The 20,194-nt window shown below is 69.8% G+C and carries 15 protein-coding genes; 7 read left to right on the forward strand and 8 right to left on the reverse strand.

All coding sequences use genetic code 11. The annotated features are described in order from the left end of the window. The first annotated feature begins 175 nt into the window (after positions 1-175). The 3 genes from OU415_RS00585 (at position 176) to OU415_RS00595 (ending at position 3,210) form a co-directional block, all read left to right on the forward strand. Positions 176-2,017: an APC family permease gene (locus OU415_RS00585; RefSeq protein WP_270946475.1), complete on the forward strand. Its 1,842-nt coding sequence runs from the start codon at positions 176-178 to the stop codon at positions 2,015-2,017. Further along, entirely contained in the window at positions 2,011-2,709 is a 699-nt protein-coding gene (locus tag OU415_RS00590; RefSeq protein ID WP_270946476.1) for an SDR family NAD(P)-dependent oxidoreductase, read from the forward strand. The genes OU415_RS00585 and OU415_RS00590 overlap by 7 nt, the downstream gene beginning before the upstream one ends. Before the next feature lie 273 nt (positions 2,710-2,982). Then, a complete protein-coding gene (locus OU415_RS00595; RefSeq protein ID WP_270946477.1) occupies positions 2,983-3,210 on the forward strand; it encodes a hypothetical protein in 228 nt (75 codons plus the stop codon). A 49-nt stretch (positions 3,211-3,259) separates the two neighbouring features. Here OU415_RS00595 and OU415_RS00600 read toward each other — a convergent pair whose 3' ends face one another. The 7 genes from OU415_RS00600 to OU415_RS00630 form a co-directional block, all read right to left on the reverse strand. Then, complete coding sequence (locus OU415_RS00600; RefSeq protein WP_270946478.1) at positions 3,260-4,012, reverse strand: GAF and ANTAR domain-containing protein; 753 nt, start codon at positions 4,010-4,012, stop codon at positions 3,260-3,262. Continuing rightward, positions 4,009-4,791, reverse strand: coding sequence for a GAF and ANTAR domain-containing protein (locus tag OU415_RS00605; RefSeq protein WP_270946479.1), 783 nt, complete (start codon positions 4,789-4,791; stop codon positions 4,009-4,011). Before OU415_RS00605 ends, OU415_RS00600 begins: the two co-directional genes overlap by 4 nt. 46 nt (positions 4,792-4,837) lie before the next feature. Next, positions 4,838-5,566, reverse strand: a complete 729-nt coding sequence (locus OU415_RS00610) for a GAF and ANTAR domain-containing protein (RefSeq protein ID WP_270946480.1) — start codon at positions 5,564-5,566, stop codon at positions 4,838-4,840. A 180-nt stretch (positions 5,567-5,746) separates the two neighbouring features. Next, positions 5,747-7,363 (reverse strand): class I adenylate-forming enzyme family protein, encoded by a 1,617-nt coding sequence (locus tag OU415_RS00615; RefSeq protein WP_270946481.1) that lies wholly within the window; start codon positions 7,361-7,363, stop codon positions 5,747-5,749. A gap of 31 nt (positions 7,364-7,394) precedes the next feature. Continuing rightward, positions 7,395-10,643: an acetyl-CoA carboxylase family protein gene (locus OU415_RS00620; RefSeq protein ID WP_270946482.1), complete on the reverse strand. Its 3,249-nt coding sequence runs from the start codon at positions 10,641-10,643 to the stop codon at positions 7,395-7,397. A gap of 18 nt (positions 10,644-10,661) precedes the next feature. After that, positions 10,662-12,368 carry an AMP-binding protein gene (locus OU415_RS00625; protein ID WP_270946483.1) on the reverse strand — a complete coding sequence of 569 codons (1,707 nt, stop codon included), beginning with the start codon at positions 12,366-12,368 and terminating at the stop codon, positions 10,662-10,664. 9 nt (positions 12,369-12,377) lie between these two features. Then, complete coding sequence (locus tag OU415_RS00630) at positions 12,378-13,016, reverse strand: TetR/AcrR family transcriptional regulator (protein ID WP_270946484.1); 639 nt, start codon at positions 13,014-13,016, stop codon at positions 12,378-12,380. 504 nt (positions 13,017-13,520) lie between these two features. Between OU415_RS00630 and OU415_RS00635 the strand changes: the two genes are divergently transcribed. Next, on the forward strand, positions 13,521-15,434 hold the full coding sequence (locus tag OU415_RS00635; protein ID WP_270946485.1) for a thiamine pyrophosphate-binding protein: 1,914 nt from the start codon (positions 13,521-13,523) through the stop codon (positions 15,432-15,434). A 64-nt stretch (positions 15,435-15,498) separates the two neighbouring features. Here the strand turns inward: OU415_RS00635 and OU415_RS00640 are convergent, their stop codons facing one another. After that, positions 15,499-16,206 carry a type 1 glutamine amidotransferase domain-containing protein gene (locus tag OU415_RS00640; protein ID WP_270946486.1) on the reverse strand — a complete coding sequence of 236 codons (708 nt, stop codon included), beginning with the start codon at positions 16,204-16,206 and terminating at the stop codon, positions 15,499-15,501. 302 nt (positions 16,207-16,508) lie between these two features. On the opposite strand from OU415_RS00640, the gene OU415_RS00645 reads away from it, so the two are divergent. From OU415_RS00645 to OU415_RS00655, 3 genes are all read left to right on the forward strand, one after another. Beyond that, entirely contained in the window at positions 16,509-17,444 is a 936-nt protein-coding gene (locus tag OU415_RS00645) for an acetoacetate decarboxylase family protein (protein WP_270946487.1), read from the forward strand. Positions 17,445-17,471: 27 nt separating this feature from the next. Then, positions 17,472-18,425 carry an alpha/beta hydrolase gene (locus OU415_RS00650; RefSeq protein WP_270946488.1) on the forward strand — a complete coding sequence of 318 codons (954 nt, stop codon included), beginning with the start codon at positions 17,472-17,474 and terminating at the stop codon, positions 18,423-18,425. Between the two features lie 74 nt (positions 18,426-18,499). Next, positions 18,500-20,098, forward strand: a complete 1,599-nt coding sequence (locus OU415_RS00655; protein WP_270946489.1) for a succinic semialdehyde dehydrogenase — start codon at positions 18,500-18,502, stop codon at positions 20,096-20,098. Positions 20,099-20,194: the final 96 nt, after the last annotated feature.

The raw sequence follows: 20,194 nt of genomic DNA on the forward strand, positions 1-20,194 counted from the left end.
ATTTCCTTGGTCGTATCTCAGCAATCTCGGCTTCACCATTGGCGCGACCAGGCCCAACACTCCCTACACCCGCGGACGGCGGCCACACCACCGATCACGTCAGGCAGCAGGCGTGAGCGCTCCGGCATCGCGCCTGCTGCCGCCGCACCACCCGCGGCCGACGAAGGAGAGCTCGATGGCCAGTGTCGACCAGAGCCACGCCACCAGATCAACGGACGAACACTTCAAGCGGCGAATGTCCCTGCAGGCCGCCATGTTCATCGGCGTCGGCGGCCAGATCGGATCGGGGTGGCTGTTCGCCGTGCTCTCGGCAGCGGGCATCGCAGGCCCCTCCGCGTTGATCTCGTGGCTGATCGGCGGTGCGCTCACCATGCTGATCGCGCTGGCCTGGATGGAGGTCGGCACCGCCATCCCGGTCAGCGGGGCCATCGTGCGCTACCCCTACCTGTCCAACGGCGGACTGGCCGGCTGGATCATGGGCCTGTCCTACTGGCTGGCCAACATCTCGCTGCCCGCCATCGAAGCCGTCGCCTCGCTGACCTACTTGGGCGGGCTCTTCCCGCAACTCGGCCTGCTCACGACCCGGGACGGCGTGTCGATGCTGTCCTGGCCCCGCGGGATCCTGCTCGGGATCGCCCTGATGCTCGTGTTCCTGGCGATCAACCTATTCGGCGTCAAGCTGCTCAGCGAGGCCAACCGCTGGGTGACCTGGTGGAAGATCATCATCCCGGTCGCCACCTTCCTGCTGCTGTTCCTGACCTTCGACGGCGACAACCTCACCTCCTACGGCTTCTTCGGCGACGAGCAGCACGGCGGCCCGGGCGCGATGCTCGAAGCGGTCGCGGTGTCGGGCATCGCCTTCGCCCTGATGGGATTCCGCGGCGTCATCGACTTCGGCGGCGAGGTCAAGCGCCCCAGCCGCAACATCCCGCTCGGCACCATCGGCTGCGTCCTCATCCCGCTCGGCATCTACCTCGGCCTGCAGCTCGCCTTCCTCGGCGCGATCAACTGGGCCGACGCCGGAGTCGTCCCCGGCGACTGGGTGGGCCTGGCCAACAGCCCCTGGGCGGAAGGCCCCCTGGCCGCTGCTCTGCACGCCTCCGGCTACGCCGCGCTCGGCGCGTTCGTCTCCATGCTCCTGCTGGACGCGATCCTGTCCCCCGGCGCGGCCGGGTACATCTACCTCGGCAGCGGGGCCCGCGTCGGGTACGGCCTGGCGGTGAACAAGTTCTTCCCGCAGATCATGACGCGGGTGAACCGCCACGGGGTGCCTGCCGTCTCGGCGATCGTCTCCTTCGGCATCGGCTGCCTGTTCTTCCTCCCCGCACCGAGCTGGTACCGGCTCGTCGGGTTCATCAGCTCCGCCCTGGTGCTCAGCACGCTCGCCGCATCCGTCGCACTCGTCGTGATGCGCCGGACCGCACCATCGCTGCGGAGGCCGTTCCGCCTGCCCGCCGCCGGTTTCCTCGCCCCGCTGGGCTTCGCCGCGGCCACGCTGATCATCTACTGGTGCGGGTTCGTGACCCTGTACAACCTGGTCACCGTCCTACTCGGCGGCATGGCGGTCTACGCGGTCTTCTTCTCCTGCCAACGCGGCTGGACCCGCCGCGGGCCGGCGGTGGTGCTCGCGTCGGTCTTCCTCGCCTGCTGGGCGTACGTGACCGGGAGCAGCGGATTCCTCCTGGCCCCCGAGGACGTCACCACCCCCGACGGTTCGTGGCCGGTACCGCACGTGCTCGTCATGGCAGCGCTGTGCGCGGGCTTCCTCACCGCGCTGCACCTGATGAGCCCGCCGGAAGGCCGCCAGCACCTGCGCGGCGGTCACTGGCTGGTCTTCCTCCTGCTGATGCTGCTCGGCGTGTCCGCCATCGGCGAATACGGCCCTGCGACACCGGTCCTCGCCTTCCCGATGGACTCCATCGCCGCTCTCGCAGTGGGCGTCCTCGCCTACTTCTGGGCCGTGGCAACAGGTTTCCGCACCCCCGAAATGTCCGAACTGGAGGATGACAAGTGCTGAACGCGATCGTCACCGGCGCCGCAAGCGGCATGGGCAGGGCCACCGCCCAACTGCTCCACGCCGAAGGATGGCGGGTCCTGCCCCTGGACCGCGTCGAAGCGGACATCGACACAGCCGACGAGCCGCTGCGCACCACCGCGGTCGACGTGACCCGGCGCTCCGAAGTCGCATCCGCCATCGACGAGCACCTCGGCCCCGACGACGCGATCGACCTGGTGGCCAACATCGCCGGGATCTACCCGCCCAGCACCCTCGCCGACTTCACCGAAGAGCTCTACCGCAAGACCTTCGACGTCAACGTCCTCGGCGTCCTCAACGTGACCGCCGAGTCCGCACCGCGCATGCGCGAAGGCTCCTCCGTGGTCAACTTCGCCTCGGTCGACGCCTTCGAAGTCTCACCCGGACAACTCCTCTACGGCGCGTCGAAGGCCGCGGTCGTCATGCTGACCAAGGAACTCGCGCTCGAACTCGCACCCCAGCGGATCCGCGTGAACGCGATCGCACCGGGCTGGGTCGACACTCCCGGCAATCGAGCGACCGGCCGGATGGCCGCCGCAGCATCGTCGGTCCCGCTGGGTCGAGTCGCCGCGCCCGAGGAGATCGCGCGCTGGGTCCTGCTGCTCGCAGGCCCCCACGCAGGATTCATCACCGGCGAATCGATCGTTCTCTCCGGAGGAGACGTTCTGCGCTGAACCTTCGAAGCCCTGGGGCGTGGACGGGACTTAGGTCCGCACCCGCGTGCTCGGCCGTGGTGTGTACTGGCCGTGCAGAAACGACATACCTGCGTTCACGCCCAGACCCCGCGTGCGAGGTGGGACTCCGGTGGATTCCGGTGCTGCGGATGATCCGAGCGCTCACGCGTTTCCACCGCCCTCCCATCACCACCGCGTGCTCCCGCACATCGGTGGTCGCAACGCGGGTTCGCCGCGTGGGCCGCAGAGCGCGAGTGCTGGAGGCGCGCGGTCATGGGCCGAGTCGTCGGCCGCTGGAGTGCGGGTAACGGACACTGGCACGAGGGGCCCTGCTTCGAACTGGTGCTGGAGCAGGCATCGGGGAAGTGGGTGCTGACCTACTTCGAGCACGGAGAGGTGCACGCGCGCACCGGGTTCGACACCGAGGAGGACGCGCACGGGGACCTCGGCTGGCTCATGGACAGGATCCCCGCCGAGTACCAGCCCTGGCGCGCGAGCTGACGGACGACACTCCCGGACGCCGCTGGCCTGGCTCGATCTTCGGAGCTGCTCAGAACCGCGCCGCGAGCACTTGCCGGGCGAGGACGTGGTCGGCGGTGATGCGCTGGGCCAGCTCGGTCAGCCGCAGGTGGTGTGCGCGCGCGTAGTCGCGCAGCGGTGCGAAGGTGTCGTGGATCTGGAGGTGGCTCTCCTCGGTGAGCACCCTTCTGGCCCGGTCCAGAGCCGCTCGGCTGTTCAGCGTCGCGTGCAGCTGTTCCGCGAGGTGTCCGCGGTGGGCCAGGCAGTGCTGCTGGTGCAGGCTGAGGACAGCGAGGTCGGCGAACCCCTGCGCGAGTGCCACATCGCAGGTGGGCAGTCGGCTGGAGTCGGTGCGGAGCAGGCTGAGCACCCCCACCGTCCGGGCTTGCCAACGCATCGGCAGTGCGTGCACCGTGCGGAACCCGAACGCGATGGCTGCCGTGACGAAGCTGGACCACCGGTCGGTGTCGACGCCCAGCCCCTCGACCGAGATGACCTGGCCGGTGTTCAGGCACTCGATGCACGGACCGCGCTGGTAGATCTGCAGCCGCAGCAACCCGATGGCGTCGGTGCCCTCGTCCGAGGACGCGACCAGGAACAAGCCCCCGGACCTGTTGGCCAGCATTATCCCGACGAGATCCCCGTCGAGCGCGTCGACCGCGTCGGTGGCGAGGTCGTACAGCGTTTCAGACAGGTCGAAGTCGCCCACCAACGCGCGGGCGGTCCTGGCCAGCGCCTCGACCACAGCGCGTTTCGGGCACGCCTGGCCTCCGGAGTCGTTCATGGCGGCCCGTCACCGCGTTGACCGTGCGAGGTCGGTTCGGCCCAACCCAAGATCTCCTCGGCACGGCCGCGGTCGGTGACGACCTGCCAGGCCACGCCGGAAAGCCGCGCGTGGTGGGTGCGGGCGTAGCGGCGCAGCAGGTTGAACGCCGTGTCCACGTCGAGCCGGCCGCGGTCGGCGAGCACACCTTTGGCCTGTTCGATGACGACCCGGCTGTTCAGCGCACCCTGCAACTGCTCGATGAGCACATCGCGGCGGGCCAGTGCCCGGTGTTGCAAGATCGCGATGGTGGCCACGTCCGCCAATGCTTGGGCCAGCACCAGGTCGTCGTGGTCCAGCGCAGTGGGTTCGGCGCGGAACAGGTTCAGCGTTCCGATGGTGTCCGAGCGCAGCCGCATCGGCAATGCGTGGACGGTGCGAAAACCCCGTCGCTGGGCCTCGGTGGCGAAGCCGGGCCAAGTGGCGGCGTGCTGAGCGATATCCACAGCGGTGACGGGCCTACCGGTGCGGAAGCAGTCGGTGCACGGGCTGGGCTCGTCGGTTTCGACCTGGAACAACTCGACCAGGTGGGCCTGCTCGTTGGACGACGCCAACAACCGCAGGTGCCCCATCTCGTCGACCAGCAGCAGCCCGGCAGCGGCGGTGTCCAGCAGCGCTACGCAGTGCCGCACGAGCGTGTGCAGCAGATCGAGCACGTCGAAGTCGTTGACCAGGTTGTCGGCCAACTCCACGAAGGCCGCCGTCACAGCAGGTTCTTGCGGCTCTGAACGCGCCACCATGGCAAACCTCCTCACTCTCCTCACCCTGGTCCCACCCGCACCCCGCTCAGCCTCCGTCCTCCTCGCTGAACCGGAGGCGGCGGGCCACGACATCGGCGGCGACGTCCTTCAACGGCCGGCCCTCGCAGAAGGCGTGGGCGCGCAACCGCGCCAGCGCGGTGTCGGTGGGCACGCTCAACTGCGACGAGACCATGCCGGTGGCTTGGTGCACCGCGGCGTGGTCGCGCCACGACAGGTCGATCAGCTCCGGCTTCACCTCGGCAGCGGACAGGACGCGGGCCTGGTGGTCCAGCAGTGCGGCGGTCACGGCCGTGGCGACCACCAGCGCTTCGGTGACCTCCTCCAACGGCCCGGTTCGGATGCGGTGGCAATCCAGCACACCGATCCCGATCGCACCGACCTGCAACGGGAACGCGAACAGCGACCCCACTCCCGCGGCGGCGACCTGCTCGGCGAACGCGGGCCACCGCAGCCGAACCTCGTCCGTCGTCACATCCGGCACCAGTACCGGACGTGCCTCGCTGAACGCGGTCACGCACGGCCCTTCGCCGAGGCTGAACTGCAACTCCTCGATCTTGCTCCCCGCCGCGTCGGTCGCTCCCAACAGCATCCGACCGCCCGCGTGTTCGTTGGTCATCAACGACAGCCCGACTCCGTCCACGGGCAATGCCGCGAGACACGCGTGGCACAGTCGCTCGGGCAAGCCTTCCTGCCCGGGCACGTCCGCGACGATCGCGGCGAGCCCCTCCGCCAGCCGGATGCGATCAACCGCCATAGCCGCCCCCGCCCCGGGGATCGGGCGCCATACGGGTCCAGGTTCAACGCATCCGACCCTGCCATTACCACTACTCAGTGTGACACCGCGAACACGGACTCCGGACCGGGACTTTCGGCCCCAGACGCGCAGGGGCATGCCGGCCGACAGGATGCTGACTTGATCGGTACAGGAAGGGCGCTAGGTGCGACCGAGCGCCTTCATCGCCGCGGCCTGCACAGCCCGGCGGTCCGTCTTGCCGCCCGGTCCGACCTCGAGCTCGTCGACGGTGACGACGTACTCCGGCAGGTACTCGGTCGCCACGCCGCGCGACCGCAGCCAGTTCGCGAGCGACTCGGTGTCCAGTCGCCCGCTGTCCGCGAGAACGACCGCAGCGCAGACGCGTTCGCCGTAGAGGTCATCGGGAATGCCGACGACGGCGACGTCCGACACCGACTCGTGGCCGCGAACGAGTTCCTCGACCTCGACGATCGAGATGTTCTTGCCGCCCCGGATGATGAAGTCGGCCTTGCGACCGACGACGCGCACCCGGCCGACGTCGTCGATCTCCACCACATCACCGAGCAGCATCCAGCCGTCGTCGGTGTAGAGCTCGGCGTTCGCCGCCGGATCCGCCCAGTACCCGGCGGACACCAGCGGGCCGCGCACCGCGGGCTGCCCACGCCGGATCCGTCCGGTGCTCTCGGAACCGGAGTCGTCGAGCACCCGGACGTCCATCGATTCGAGCACGTGACCGCAGGTGCGCAAGCGCGTCTCGACGTCGTCGTCCAGGGTCGTGCGGCTGACGCCACCGGCCTCGTTCGAGCCGTAGAACTGCAGGACCTTGGCACCCGTGCGCTCCTCGAACGCGCGAGCATCGCGGTACGCGACGGACTCGCCCCCGGTGTACAGGACGCGGAGGCTCGAAAGATCGCGGGCGCGCACGGCCTCCGAGCGCAGCAGCATCTTGAACTGCGTGCTGACGCAGCAGAGCACGGTGACCTCCTCGCGCTCGATCAGCTCGGCGATCTCCTCGACGTCGAACCTCGACGTCACCACGGCCGGAACGCCGAGGAGCGCCGGCAGGAAGTGCGCCGACCACAGCCCGAAGCCGAACGGTGCCGGAACGGCGGAGCAGACCACGTCGTCCGGCCCGATCCGGCCTCCGAGCATCGCCTCGCGCGCGAAGGCGACCCACCGCCGCTCCCCGTGCGCGACCACCTTCGGCAGTCCGGTCGTTCCGGAGGTCGAGTTGAGGATCGTCACCTCCGATGTGCTGAACGGCACCCCGCTCGGGCTCGTCACTTCGGCTCGGCCCGCACCACCGACGCGGTGCCGCGTGACCGATCCGCGCTCGTCGTCGACGACCACGACATCGACCGGGAAGACCCCGCGTTCCCGCAACTCGACGACGAGGTCGTGCCACGACCGGCCGCGAATCGCTGCCGACGTCACCAGGACCTCGGCGCCCGTGCGGCCCATGATGTGCGCGACTTCCCGCACCCCGGAACGCACCCCGATGGCAGTCGCGACGCGGCCCGCCCGGAAACAGCCGCACAGCGCGGCGTGCACGCCCGCCGTGTCGGGGAGCAGCAGTGCCACGCGCGAGCGCGGACCGCCGGCCGCCCTGTTCAGCTCTTCGGCGACCGCATCCGCCAACCGGTCGTACTCGCTCCACGTCGTTGTCCGGCTCGGGGTCACGAATGCGGTGCCGGTGGGGATCTGCCGCGCCCAGGTGCGCACGACCTCGCTGATCGAGATGTCGTCGTAGAGCCCGGGTGCGGTGGCGAAGCTCCCGGGGACGATGGGACCGCTCACCACATCACTCACCTCGCAGCGCCTCCCAGTCTCACGCCTCGGTGCCTCGGCGGGGTCGTCCGCAGGGCCGCAGCGTGCTGATCCAGCGCCGGGTGTCGGCCGGGTCGATCACGTCGTCCAGCTCGAAGGTGGTGGCCGCGCGCAACGCGCGTCCGCGCTCGTAGGCCTCGGCCACCAGGTCGTCGTACAGCTGCTGGCGCGCGGCCTCGTCGGGCGCCGCCGCGAGTTCCTTGCTGTAGCCCAACCGGACCGCCCCCTCGAGCCCCATACCGCCGATCTCGCCGGTCGGCCACGCCACGGTGAACTGGGGAGCCCGGAAGGAGCCGCCGGTCATCGCCATCGCCCCCAGGCCGTAGCCCTTGCGGAGCACCACTGCGCCGAACGGCACCGTCAGGCGAGCACCGAGCACGAACAGCCCGCCGAAGCGCTTGACCGTCGCGTCCTTCTCCGCCTCCGGTCCGACCATGAAACCCGGTGTGTCGCAGAGGGAAACGATCGGGAGCCCGCCCGATTCGCAGAGCTCCAGGAACTCGGCCAACTTGTCCGCGGCCTCGGCGTCGATCGCGCCGCCCAGGTGGTGGCTGCTGTTGGCCACCAGGCCGTACGCGACGCCCTCCACCCGGACCAGCGCCGTCACGATGCCGACGCCGTAGTCCGGACGCAGCTCCAGCACCGAGCCCACGTCGACGATGGCATCGATGGCGGTGCGGATGTCGTAAGCGCGCAGCCGGTTCTCGGGCACCACGTGCCGGGCGAGGCGCGGGTCCGGCGCCTCCCACTCCACGCCCTCGCCCGGGGAGAGCGGGCTCTGGAAGTACGAGAGGTACCGGCGCGCCAGGTCGACGGCGTGCTCCTCGTCCTTCGCGACCAGGTCGACGACCCCGTTGCGGCGCTGCACGTCGATCGGACCGATGTCCTCGGGCCGGTACTCCCCCAGCCCACCGCCGGAGATCATCGCGGGTCCGCCCATGCCGATGTTCGCGTCGGGCGTTGCGATCACGACGTCGCAGGCGCCGGCCAGCGCGGCGTTCCCGGCGAAGCAGCGCCCGGAGACGACCGCCACCGTCGGCGCACCGCCGCGCAGCGAACCCAGCAGCCGGAACGTCGGAACGTCCAGCCCCGCAACGATATCGATGTCGGTATCGCCGGGTCGGCCGCCACCGCCCTCCGCGAACAGCACCACGGGCACCTTCCGGTCCCGTGCCACCCCCAGGATCCGGTCGGTCTTGGCGTGGTTGCGCATTCCTTGCGTACCGGCGAGCACGGTGTAGTCGTAGGACAGCACCACGGCCTCGGCCGCCGACCGGCCGAACCGATCCGCGCCGATGGTCGCGACGCCGCCGATCAGGCCGTCGGCCGGAGTGCTGGTGATCAGGTCCTGCTCGGACCGCCGGCGGCGCTGGGCGGCGAGCACCAGGGACCCGTACTCGACGAAGCTGCCCGGGTCCACCAGATCGCTGATGTTCTCCCGCGCTGTCCGGCGACCGAGTTTGTGACGCTTGGCCACGGCCTCGGGACGTGCCGAATCCTGGGTGACGGCTTGCCGCTCGCGCACCTCGTCGAGGTCGGGCCGGGAGGAGTCCAGGTCGAGCTCGAATGCGGATTCCGCCTCCGCCGCGCGGGTCCGCGCGTACACCACGAGCGGATCGCCCGGCGCCACCGTCCGACCCGGCGGCACGAGCGCGCGCACCACTCGCGCCGCGTGATCGGCAGTCAGGACGTGCTCCAACTTCATGGCCTCCAGCACAGCCAGCTGACCGCCCGCAGGCACCTCCTCGCCTTCGGCGGCAACCGCGACCACTGTGCCCGCCATCCGAGCGCGAACCACCTCTTCTCCCGGCCGCAGCTCCAACGCGGCGACGGGGGCCGAGGGGACGGGAGTGGTCGCGCCCGCTTCGGCCACCAGCCGTTCCATGCTTCCTGCCAGGAACGTGGTGCTCACGGGGCCAGCGCGCAGATCCCCGTCCGAGAGAAGGGCGCGCAGGAAGGGGATGTTCGTGGCGGCGCCCTCGATCGCGAACTCGCCCAGGGCCGCGTCGAGCTTCGCGAGGGCGGCGGTGCGGGTTCCCGCGCGCGCGATCACCTTGGCCAGCAAGGAGTCGTACCGCGGGCTCACGACCAGGCCCGGCAATCCGAAGGTGTCCACGCGGACCCCCGGCCCGGTGGGCGGGGTGAACGTCGTGAGGGTGCCCGCGGTCGGTGTCGCGCCGCCGTCGGCGGTCATCGTCTCCAGGTTCACCCGGGCCTGCACCGCCGTGCTCGCGGCGGCTGCGGGTTCGCCCCGCACGCCGGACGCGTCCGCCACGACGCCACCGGGGAGCGGGAGGTCGGGCAGGACGGCACCGTCCGCGAGGGCGAGCTGCGCTGCCACCAGGTCCACACCGGTGATCTCTTCGGTGATGGTGTGCTCCACCTGGATCCGGGGGTTCACCTCCAGGAACGCGAACTCCTCACCCCGCACCAAGAATTCCACTGTGGCCAGACCGCGGTACCCGAGGCTCGCGCAGAGCCGCACCGCGGATTCGTGCAGGCCGCGGCGCACGTCCGGCGCCAGGTCGGCCGCGGGCGCGATCTCGAGCAGCTTCTGGTGCCGCCGTTGCACGCTGCAGTCCCGGTCACCGACCGCCAGGACGGCCGTGCCGTCCGCGACCACCTGGACCTCGATGTGCCGGGCACCGTCGAACAGGGCCTCCGCGAACACTTCCCGGTCCCCGAAACCCAGATCAGCCTCGGCGGCGCACGCCCGGTAGGCCTCGTCGACGGCAGCGGCGTCGCGAACCACCCGCATGCCGCGCCCACCACCACCGGCCAGCGCCTTGATCATGATTCCGCCCGGGTTCTCGGCGAAGAACGCGCGGACCTCGTCGACCGTCGAAGCGCCGGAGGTGGCCGGAAGCACGGGCACGCCCACCGCGACTGCGGCGGCGCGGGCCGACGCCTTGTCCCCCAAGGTGTCCAGGACCGCCGGATCCGGGCCCACGAACTCGACGCCCGCTGCCGCGCAGGCCCGCGCGAATTCCGCGTTCTCCGAAAGGAATCCGTATCCGGGATGCACCGCGTCGGCGCCGGATCGCGCGGCCGCGGCGAGCACCGCCGCGTGATCGAGGTAGGCGGCCGGGCCGGCACCGACCAGCGGCAACGCCTCGTCGGCGGCGTGGACGTGGGGCGTGTCCCCGTCGTCCTCCGCGTACAGGGCGACGGTGTTCACCCTCATCTCGCGCGCGGTGCGCACGACGCGCAGCGCGATCTCACCGCGATTGGCGATCAGCAGCTTCTTCATCGTCACGAACACCTTCGTCTACGCGCGGTCACGGGCGACGGGCAGTTCCGCGGCCCGGTCGAGCAGTTCGCCCTTGCGGACCTTGCCGGTGGCCGTCATCGGCAGCTGCTCGACGAGCACGAAATCGGGCACCTTGTACCCGGCCATGTTGTCCTTCGCCCACGCGCACAGGTCGTCGCTCGTGGCGCCGCTCTCCGACAGCACCACGAAGGCAACTGCCACTTGGCCTTTCGCGCGGTCGGGCCGGGGCACCACCGATACCGACTCGATCGCCGGGTGCAGGCGCAGCAGGGCTTCGACCTCGGACGGGAACACGCTCATCCCGTTGGTCTTGATCATCTCCTTGGCGCGCGCCAGGTAGTGCAGGGCGCCCCACTCGTCGAGCCGGCCGACATCGCCGGTGTGCAGCCACCCGTCGCGGATCGTCTCCGCGGTCGCGTCGGGCCGGCCGTAGTAGCCGGTCAAGATCGACGGGCTCCGCACGATGATCTCCCCCGACGTCCCCACCGGCACGGGATCGCCCGAGTCGTCGACGATCAGGACGTCGGTCCCCGGAACCGGCAGGCCGCAGAACACCGGATCGGCGTGCAGGTCCCGATCGCCGTCCTGGAACCCGAGCGTGAAGGTGTCGGCCGTGTGCGTCTCGGTCATGCCGTACGAGGCCTCCCGCAGGACGCCGCCGGTCGCTTCCCGCCACCGCGCCCGGACCTCCGGGGTCAGCTTCAGCACGAACGACACCGCGAGCGCGTTGCGCAGCGACGACAGCCGCGCGCCGTCGAACCCCGGCAGGTCCATCAGCTCCACGTAGTTGTCGACCGTGGCGACCAGGTCGGTCACGCCGTGCCGCTCGACCAGGGACACGGCCGTTGCCGGGTCCCAGCGCGTCATCAGGACGAGCTGCTGGCCGTTCACCAGCGGTTTGAGAACGCCGAAGTCCTCGCCGGCGATCCAGAACACGGGCAGGAAGTTCAGCGACACGACACCGGAATCGCCCACCTGCTTGCCTCCGGCCACGCTGGCGGTCGCGGCCGTGTACACCATGTGCCGCTGGGTGTGCTCGCAGCCCTTCGGCAATCCGGTGGTGCCGCCGGTGTAGTTGAGCGCCGCCAGCGCGTCGGGGTCGCTCGGTCGTGCCTCGGCGCGCGCTGAAGTGCTGATCTCGGCCCAGTCCGACCGCGCAGCGGTGAGGTCGAACGGCACCGGCACGTCGGGCTCGGCCGTGATCAGGTCGGCGAGCCCGGTGAACGCCACGTGCCGCAGGCCCGTGTCGCCGCGCACCGACTCCACGAGGTCGGCGAACGAGTCCTGCGCCAGGAGCACCGTCACCCCGGCGTCCTCCAGCTCGTACCGCAGCTCGTGGCCGCGGAACATGGGGTTGATCGGCACGTGCACCGCGCCCGCCTTGAGGATGCCCACCATCGCGATGAGGAACTGGGGGCAGTTGCCCAGGAACACGCCGACCCGGTCGCCCGGCGCCACACCGCGTTCGACGAGCCAGCCGGCGAACCGGTCGCTCAGCTCGTCGTATTCGGCGTAGGTGATGTCGCGCCCGTAGAACGAGATCGCGACGGTGTCCGGGCGGGTCGCGGCCCAGTGCCGGAGGTACTCGGGCAGGCCGGGCACCTCGACGGGGTACTCGACGGTGCGCGGCACCTGGTCCGGCCAATTGGCCACCTGCAGTTCGCGCACCTCGGCGAGGGCCGCGTCGCGGCGGGACAACGGCATTCGGTCCTCCTAAGGTTCCGGGCGCGCGTCGGCGGCGATGCCGACCGCGCGCTCGGTCAAGCGGATCTGATCGTTGATGAACCGCTCGCGGTCCTCGCCGGAAGCGTGGCCGAGGCGGGCGGCGCCGTGGACGATCGAATCGATCAGCATCGACACCAGCCGCTGGGGCGGCGCGCAGGGATCGATCGCGGCCGGGTCCAGCCCGGACAGGTAGTTGGTGAAGCGGCGCACCAGTCGGCGCCGCAGCGTGCTCCACAGCGCGTCCACTTCGGCATCGACCGCGGCACGGCTGTCGATCATCGCCACGATCGACCCGTTGGCGAAGATGGCCTCGGCGAAGGCGCGGGTGGTCATCCGCAGCACCGCGGCCGGTGGGAGGGACTCGATCCCGTCCAGCTGCTGCGCGGACTCGAGCTCGGCGCAGACCTGCTCGGCGACCGCGAGGAACGCCTCGTCCTTCGAGCGCAGGTAGGCGTAGAACGTGGGCCGCGAGGTCCGGGCCCTGGCCGCGATCAGTTCGACCGTGGTCGCCGGGTATCCGAGGTCGTCGAAGCACGCGGCCGCGGCCGCGATCAGCTCCTCGCGCCGAGGTCCGGACGTCTCCCGGCGATTGGCCCGCGCACGCTCCTGAGCATCACTCGTCGTCACGCCTCGATTGTCTTGGCATCGGCGCTGGCCTCCGGCGCGCACCTGGGAGGAGGACATCGTGCAGCTCCCCTCCGGACTTGCGACGCGTGATCGCCACCACAGTGGTTGACGTTGACGTCCATGTCAATACACCGGCGCCGATCGGCAGACCGCCCCGTGCCACGTGAGGGATCTCCCCCGGATGTCTCGATCTGCCCTGCGCCACCGAGGAGTCCTGCTACCTTCGAGTCGCCGCCGGCTTGATCGTCGGCGGGCACGGGCGGGCTGGGGACAGACACGACGAACGTTCGACGCTGGGGGCGGAGCGTGCCGGTACTTGCTCGACTTGCTGGGGAACCTGATCATCGCGGCAGGCGACCACGCCGCCGCGGGCAGCTCTGGAAGCTACGGCACCAGGCGTAGGAGCAGTACCGACGCGCAGGGATTCCTCTTATGCCGCAGCGGAATCCCGCCTTCGCGCAGCACCGCCGAGTTCACGACTCGATGACCGAGGAGGAGAACAAGGTGACCGAGACCGATCGCGAGCAGTACGCGCAGTGGCTCCCGGTAGAGCAGGAGAACAACCCCCGCCTCGGCCGGGACATCATCTTCGACTACCTCAAGACCGCCGGTGTCGACCGGCTCTACGGAGTTCCCGGCACCAACGAGATCCCGCTGATCGACGGCACCGACGTTCCGGAGAACCAGATCAGGTACGTGCCCTGCCTGCACGAGAACATCGCCCTCGGCGCGGCGATGGGGTACGCGCGCCACCGGCGGACCGACGCCGGCGAGGTCGTGCCCGGCGTGGTCGGATTGCACGTCACCCCAGGAGTCGGCCACGCGCTCGGGAACCTCTTCAACGCGTCCCGGTCGCACATCCCGCTGCTGGTGCTGTGCGGGCAGCAGCACAGCAACCTCCTCATCCAGGAACCGCTCCTGGGATCGGACCTGGTCCAGGTCGCCCAGCAGTACACCAAGTGGGCTTACGAGGTGCGCGGCCCCAACGAGATCGGCATGGCCATGCAGCGCGCGCTGAAGACCGCGCTCGCTCCGCCGATGGGGCCGGTGTTCCTGTCGATCCCGTGGGAGTTCCTGGTGCAGACGGGAGCCGACCCGCAGCGGGGCCGTTTCACCCGGATCGCCCGGGAGTTCCACGCGCAGCCTTCCGAGCTGGACAAGGCTGCCGACCTCCTGGCCAGGTCGCGGTATCCGGTCATCGTCGCCGGTGACGGCGTCGGCGAAGCCGAGGCGTGGCGCGAGCTGCAGGACCTGGCGACGGCCATCGGTGCGCCGGTGTACAACGAGCAGCTCAGCAGCTACCTCAACTACCCCCACCACCTGGCGCATGCGCGGGGCGAGCTGCCGAGCGTCCAGCAGCAGGTCAGGCAGGTCCTGGGGCGGAAGGACCCGGACACGGTGCGGGACACCGCGTTCCTGTGCGGCTTCAACGCGCAGGCCCAGCTCGTGATCTACGACTGGGACGAGGGGCCGCTGATCCCCGGGCACCTGACGCAGGTCTACCTGCACAACGACCCGTGGCAGATCGGCAAGAACCACTACGGAGCGGCGGCGGCCCTGGGCGACATCAAGGACGCCTTGCCCAAGCTCACCGCGGCGGTCAAGACCCACCCCCAGTACGACCGGGTTCACGTGGACGGCCTGAACGAGGAGTTGGCGCAGGAGGACCAGGAACTCGCCGGGGATTTCCAGCAGCGCGCGAAGGAAGTTCCGGGCCAGGGCATCGCTCCCGCGATGCTCGTGGACGTGCTCGACCGGGTTCTGCGGGACCACTCGGTCCACCTGGTCAACGAAGCGTGTTCGGACACCGCGGACTTCCAGCAGGGGCTGTCCTTCGATTCGCCGACCAGCTACATGTCGTCCGAAGGAGGCTCGCTGGGGTACTCGATGCCCGCCAGCCTCGGCGTCGCCGACGCGCTGGCCGGATCCGGTGCGGGCGAGGCGGAGGGCAAGCGGCCCATCGTGGTCAACGCGGTGGGAGACGGATCGGCGCTGTTCTACCTGAACGCGTGGTGGACCGCGGCAAAGTTCCAGCTCCCGGTGCTGTACCTGATCACGAACAACAAGCAGTACAAGACGCTCCGCGTCGGGCTGGACGTCCTGCGGAAGTCCTACGACTGGGAGCCGAGCGGTACGGCCGAGTACCTCGAGCTCGACGAGAATCCCCAGCTCTCGTTCGTGGACCTGGCAGCGGGCTTCGGAGTCGATGGCTGCCTGGTCGATTCCGCGGACGACCTCGAACGGGCGCTGACCAACGCGGTGCAGGTGGTCGACGGGGGCAAGCCCTACGTCGTGGAAGTCCTCACCGACCCGGATCTCCCCGACACGGGCGAGGTCGACATCGGCTCGAACGGGCAGCTCGGCGCGCTGCGAGGAGATGCGGGCCACCGGGTCATCTGGAACTTCGGCCCAGCCTGACGACGTCGTCCCCGCCTGTCGTGCGGCTCGGAACCGGGCCGTGCGGCAGGCGGGACCTGCTCCCTCACGACGAGGCGCTGATGTCGACGAGGAGGCGTCGGGCCAGCCGCTCCGAGGACTGCGGGTTCTGTCCTGTGTAGAGGCTCCGGTCGACGACTACGTGGGGGCGCAAGGGAATCCGTCCTCTGCTGTACACGACTCCTGCCTCCTTGAGCTTGTCCTCCAGGAGCCACGGCGCCTTCTTCGCGAACCGGTTGAGCAGTTCCTCCCGGTTGGACAGCCCGGTCATCCGGTAGCCGGCGAAGGGTGATGTGCCGTCGGATCCGGTGGCGGCCAGGATCGCGGCCGGCGCGTGGCACAGCAGCGCGAGGGGCTTGCCGGATGCCAGCCGGTTCGCCAGCAGGCGACCGGAAGTCGAGTCGTGGGCTAGGTCTTCCATGGGCCCGTGGCCGCCCGGATAGAAGACGAGGTCGAACTCGTCGGCATCGACGGCGTCGAGCGCCACCGGGGTCGCCAACGCCGTCTCGATTCCAGCCAAGTAGCGCTTGACCTCGCGCCGCTTCCAAGGTGCTCCACCGGCCAGGCCGAGGCTCAGCTGGTCGAGCGTGGGGGCCTTGCCGCCGGGAGTCGCGATGGTGATGTCCCATCCTGCCTCGGAGAAGATCCGGTGCGGCACGGCGACTTCTTCGGCCCAGTAACCCGACGGGTGCACCGAACCGTCGTTCAGCGTCCAGCGGTCCGCCGCCGAGATCACGAACAGGACATGCGTCATCTTTCCGCTCCTCCTGACGCCGTCGTGCAACGACGGTCGGGCCGTCGGACAATGGCACCCGCGAAACATCCGGATCCCCGGACGTGTTTACAGTGCTAACATTAGCCACCGCGCGCACCCGCCGTCAACGCCTCGAACAGGGAAACCCCACCCGCAGGCTTCCACTCGCCGCCACGGATGCGCGCCCAGCCGAATTGCAGCGGACGACGAAAAAGGCGCACCGGCCCTTATGTTGACAGTGCTCACATCTCGCGCTAGCTTCATGTTTACACCGTCTACATTCTGGCGAAGGAGCTGCTCCGATGTCGTCCCCCCAAGGCACGTCTTCGACCGAACACGGCACCGTCGAGGTGGACCTGGGTGGCCGGACGGTCGCCGTGCCGAAGGGCGGTCTCTACGACCGGTACCGGATGAACACCGACCTCGGTGAAATCGCCCGCGATCCTCGGGTCAGCAGCGTGGACTTCTTCCGCGGCATGCCCAAGACCGCGGTCGATTCGCCGATCGGTACGACGTTGACGCCGAACTTCTACTACCGGATCTCCACGGCCCGGCTCACGATGCTCGCGCGATCCCGCGCGATTCGCGCTCGCCTGCCCGAGGAGCTCGCACCGCTCGAGGTCGTGCCGGGCATCGGGCTGATCTCCGTCATGTTCTTCCGCTACGACGTGTGCGACATCGACTTCTACACCGAGGCGGCCGTCGGGATCGCGGTGCGTCCGGCGCGCCACGGCCGGTTGGGCACCTTCGACCTCGTTTCCAGCCTCAGCAACGACCACCTGCACTCCTACGTGCTCTCGCTGCCGGTGAGCACCGACATCGCGCAAGTCCGCGGCCACGACGGCTACGGATTTCCCAAGTGGGTCACCGATCTCGACGTCGACATCGACACCCGCCGCACCGTCGCCCGCGTGGCCAACGAATCCGGCGGTACGGACCTGGCGCTGTCCGCAGCGACACCCGCTCAGACCGCGCATCCCAGCGGCGAACGCGTCTCGACGCTGACCGCGTACACCTCGATCGACGGCGCCTGGCACTCGACGCTGAGCCAGACCAACGCACTGGCATCCGGAAGTACCCGTTCCCCGAGTGGTCTCGACCTCCAGGTCGGCCGCGGCCGCATGGCCGACGACCTGCGATCGCTCAAGCCGATCCGGACCATCCGGTTCGACGTCACCACCGAAGGCCAGCTCGCCCTGCACATGCCGGTCCCCACGTCGGTCCCGAACAGGACCTAGGAACACGCGCAACCGAAGGAGAAGGCGATGTCCGAGATCAAGCCGGTGCTCGAACCGGAGGCAGCCGAATTCGCCAAGGCCACCGACAACCCGCCGTTCCTGTTCCAGCTGCCACCGGCCGAAGGGCGCAAGGTGGTGGACGAGGTCCAGTCGGGCGAAGTCGACAAGCCCGCGATCGATGAGGAGTGGGTCACCGTCGAGGGCGGTCCGACCGGTGCGGTGAACGTCCGGGTCGTCAAACCCGCCGGCGCCGGCGGATCGCTGCCAGTGGTGTTCTACATCCACGGCGCGGGCTGGGTGTTCGGCAACGCGCACACCCACGACCGGCTGGTCCGCGAGCTCGCCGTCGGAGCCGAGGCCGCCGTGGTGTTCCCGGAGTACGACCTCTCCCCCGAGGCGAAGTACCCCACCGCGATCGAGCAGAACTACGCGGCCGCGCAGTGGGTGTTCGCCCACGGCGCCGAGAAGGGCCTCGACGCCGCCAAGTTCGCCGCCGTCGGCGACTCGGTGGGCGGGAACATGACCGCCGCGCTGACGCTGATGGCCAAGGAGCGCGGCGACGTCCACATCGGACAGCAGGTGCTGCTGTACCCGGTCACCAACGCCGACTTCGACACACCCTCCTACCACCAGTTCGCCGAGCACTACTTCCTGGCCCGCGAGGGCATGCGGTGGTTCTGGGACCAGTACACCGATGACGATTCCCAGCGCGAGGAGATCCACGCGTCACCGCTGCGCGCCTCGACCGACCAGCTCAAGGGGCTTCCACCTGCCTTGGTGATCACCGCCGAAGCCGACGTGCTGCGCGACGAGGGCGAGGCGTACGCGGCCAAGCTCCGCGAGGCCGGTGTTGCGGTCACCCAGGTGCGGTTCGGGGGCATCATCCACGACTTCATGATGCTCAACGCCCTGCGCTCGACCCACGCCGCGAACGCGGCGATCAAGCTGGCCCAGGACACCCTGCGGGCGGCGCTGCACTGAAACCCGCGGCGCTGGAGGTGGATTCGCCAGGACCACCTCCAGCTCCTCATGCGCGAACAGCACACGGAGTCCTCATGCCCACCAGCCCCGTTGCCACCCCGGCCGTGACCCGCGGCTCCGGCTTGCCCCCATCGCTGACCCCAACCCTGCTCGACCGGTTGACCGCACGAGTCGCGGCCGCAGCAGACGCCGCGAAGGTCACCACCAACGCCCCGTACACCGGTGGGCCGCTGGCCGATCTGCCGGTCTCCACGCCCTCGGACGTCGAGACCGCGTTCGCGCGAGCCCGCCGTGCGCAGGAAACCTGGGCTGCCACGCCCATCCGTGAGCGCAAGAAGATCCTGCTGCGCTTCCACGACCTCGTCCTCCAGCGGCAGGACGAAGCTTTGGACCTGATGCAGGCCGAGAGCGGCAAGACGCGCCGCGACGCGTTCCTCGAAGTCACCGACATCGCCATCACCACGCGGTATTACGCGCGCAGCGCCGCCCAGCTGCTCGCGCCCCGACGGCGCCGCGGCGCGATCCCGCTGCTGACGCACACCACCGAGCTGCGGCACCCCAAGGGCGTGGTCGCGGTCATCTCGCCGTGGAACTACCCGTTGAGCATGGCCGCCGGGGACGCCATCCCAGCGCTCGTCGCCGGAAACGCCGTGGTGCAGAAACCCGACACCCAGACCGCGCTCACCGCGCTCTGGGCCCTCGACCTGATGCGCGAAGCCGGACTGCCCGCGGACGTGTGGCAGATGGTCATCGGGCGAGGCAGCTCCATCGGCGGCGCGCTCATGGACAACGCCGACTACATGATGTTCACCGGCTCCACCGCCACCGGGCGGAAGATCGCGCGCGACGCGGGCGAACGCCTCATCGGCTCCTCGCTCGAACTCGGCGGCAAGAACGCGATGCTCGTGCTCGACGACGCCGACATCGCACGCGCCGCCGACGGCGCCATCGACGCGTGCTTCCCCTCGACCGGCCAGCTCTGCGTTTCGATCGAGCGCATCTACGTCGCCGAGGAGATCTTCGACGCCTTCGTCGCCGAGTTCGTCGCCCGGACCAACGCGCTCCGACTCGGCGCCGCCTACGACTACAGCGCCGACGTCGGATGCCTGACCAACCCGTCCCAACTGGACACCGTCACCGCGCACGTCGACGACGCGGTCGCCAAGGGGGCCACCGTGCTGGCCGGAGGCAGGGCCCGGCCCGAACTCGGGCCGCTGTTCTACGAGCCGACCATCCTCACCGGTGTCACCCCGGAGATGACGCTGCACGACCGCGAAACCTTCGGCCCCGTCGTCTCGATCTACCCGGACCGCGACACCGACGAGGCGGTCGCGCGGGCCAATGCCACGCCCTACGGCCTCAACGCCAGCGTCTGGACCCGCAACGGCGCCAGGGGGCGGGCCGTCGCGGCACGCCTGCGCGCCGGAACCGTCAACGTGAACGAGGCGTTCGCCGCGGCGTGGGGAAGCATCGACGCCCCGATGGGCGGCATGGGCGATTCCGGGCTCGGCCGTCGCCACGGTGCCGACGGCATCCTCAAGTACACCGAGCCCCAAACCGTTGCCCACCAACGGATCCGGGGCTTCTCCCCGCCCTCCGGTGTCTCGCACGAGACCTGGTCTTCCGCCCTGACCGGAGCGCTGAAGTTCCTCAAGCGCATCGGCTCCCGCTGAAGCCCGCCCGAACAGCCGCGAAGGAAGAACAGCAACGATGACACGAGATCGGGCTGCGCCCGAGCCGTCCGCACACGCGCCAGGACTAGCCGGTAT

It is taken from the genome of Saccharopolyspora oryzae, from assembly GCF_027853915.1.
GTDB lineage: Bacteria > Actinomycetota > Actinomycetes > Mycobacteriales > Pseudonocardiaceae > Saccharopolyspora > Saccharopolyspora oryzae.

What these genes read in the sequence shown, in the direction of transcription:
- OU415_RS00585 (WP_270946475.1), top strand. Translation starts at nt 176, where the DNA reads ATGGCCAGTGTCGACCAGAGCCACGCCACCAGATCAACGGACGAACAC.
- OU415_RS00595 (WP_270946477.1), top strand. Translation starts at nt 2,983, where the DNA reads ATGGGCCGAGTCGTCGGCCGCTGGAGTGCGGGTAACGGACACTGGCAC.
- OU415_RS00600 (WP_270946478.1), bottom strand. Translation starts at nt 4,012, where the DNA reads ATGAACGACTCCGGAGGCCAGGCGTGCCCGAAACGCGCTGTGGTCGAG.
- OU415_RS00605 (WP_270946479.1), bottom strand. Translation starts at nt 4,791, where the DNA reads ATGGTGGCGCGTTCAGAGCCGCAAGAACCTGCTGTGACGGCGGCCTTC.
- OU415_RS00610 (WP_270946480.1), bottom strand. Translation starts at nt 5,566, where the DNA reads ATGGCGGTTGATCGCATCCGGCTGGCGGAGGGGCTCGCCGCGATCGTC.
- OU415_RS00620 (WP_270946482.1), bottom strand. Translation starts at nt 10,643, where the DNA reads ATGAAGAAGCTGCTGATCGCCAATCGCGGTGAGATCGCGCTGCGCGTC.
- OU415_RS00625 (WP_270946483.1), bottom strand. Translation starts at nt 12,368, where the DNA reads ATGCCGTTGTCCCGCCGCGACGCGGCCCTCGCCGAGGTGCGCGAACTG.
- OU415_RS00640 (WP_270946486.1), bottom strand. Translation starts at nt 16,206, where the DNA reads ATGACGCATGTCCTGTTCGTGATCTCGGCGGCGGACCGCTGGACGCTG.
- OU415_RS00645 (WP_270946487.1), top strand. Translation starts at nt 16,509, where the DNA reads ATGTCGTCCCCCCAAGGCACGTCTTCGACCGAACACGGCACCGTCGAG.
- OU415_RS00650 (WP_270946488.1), top strand. Translation starts at nt 17,472, where the DNA reads ATGTCCGAGATCAAGCCGGTGCTCGAACCGGAGGCAGCCGAATTCGCC.
- OU415_RS00655 (WP_270946489.1), top strand. Translation starts at nt 18,500, where the DNA reads ATGCCCACCAGCCCCGTTGCCACCCCGGCCGTGACCCGCGGCTCCGGC.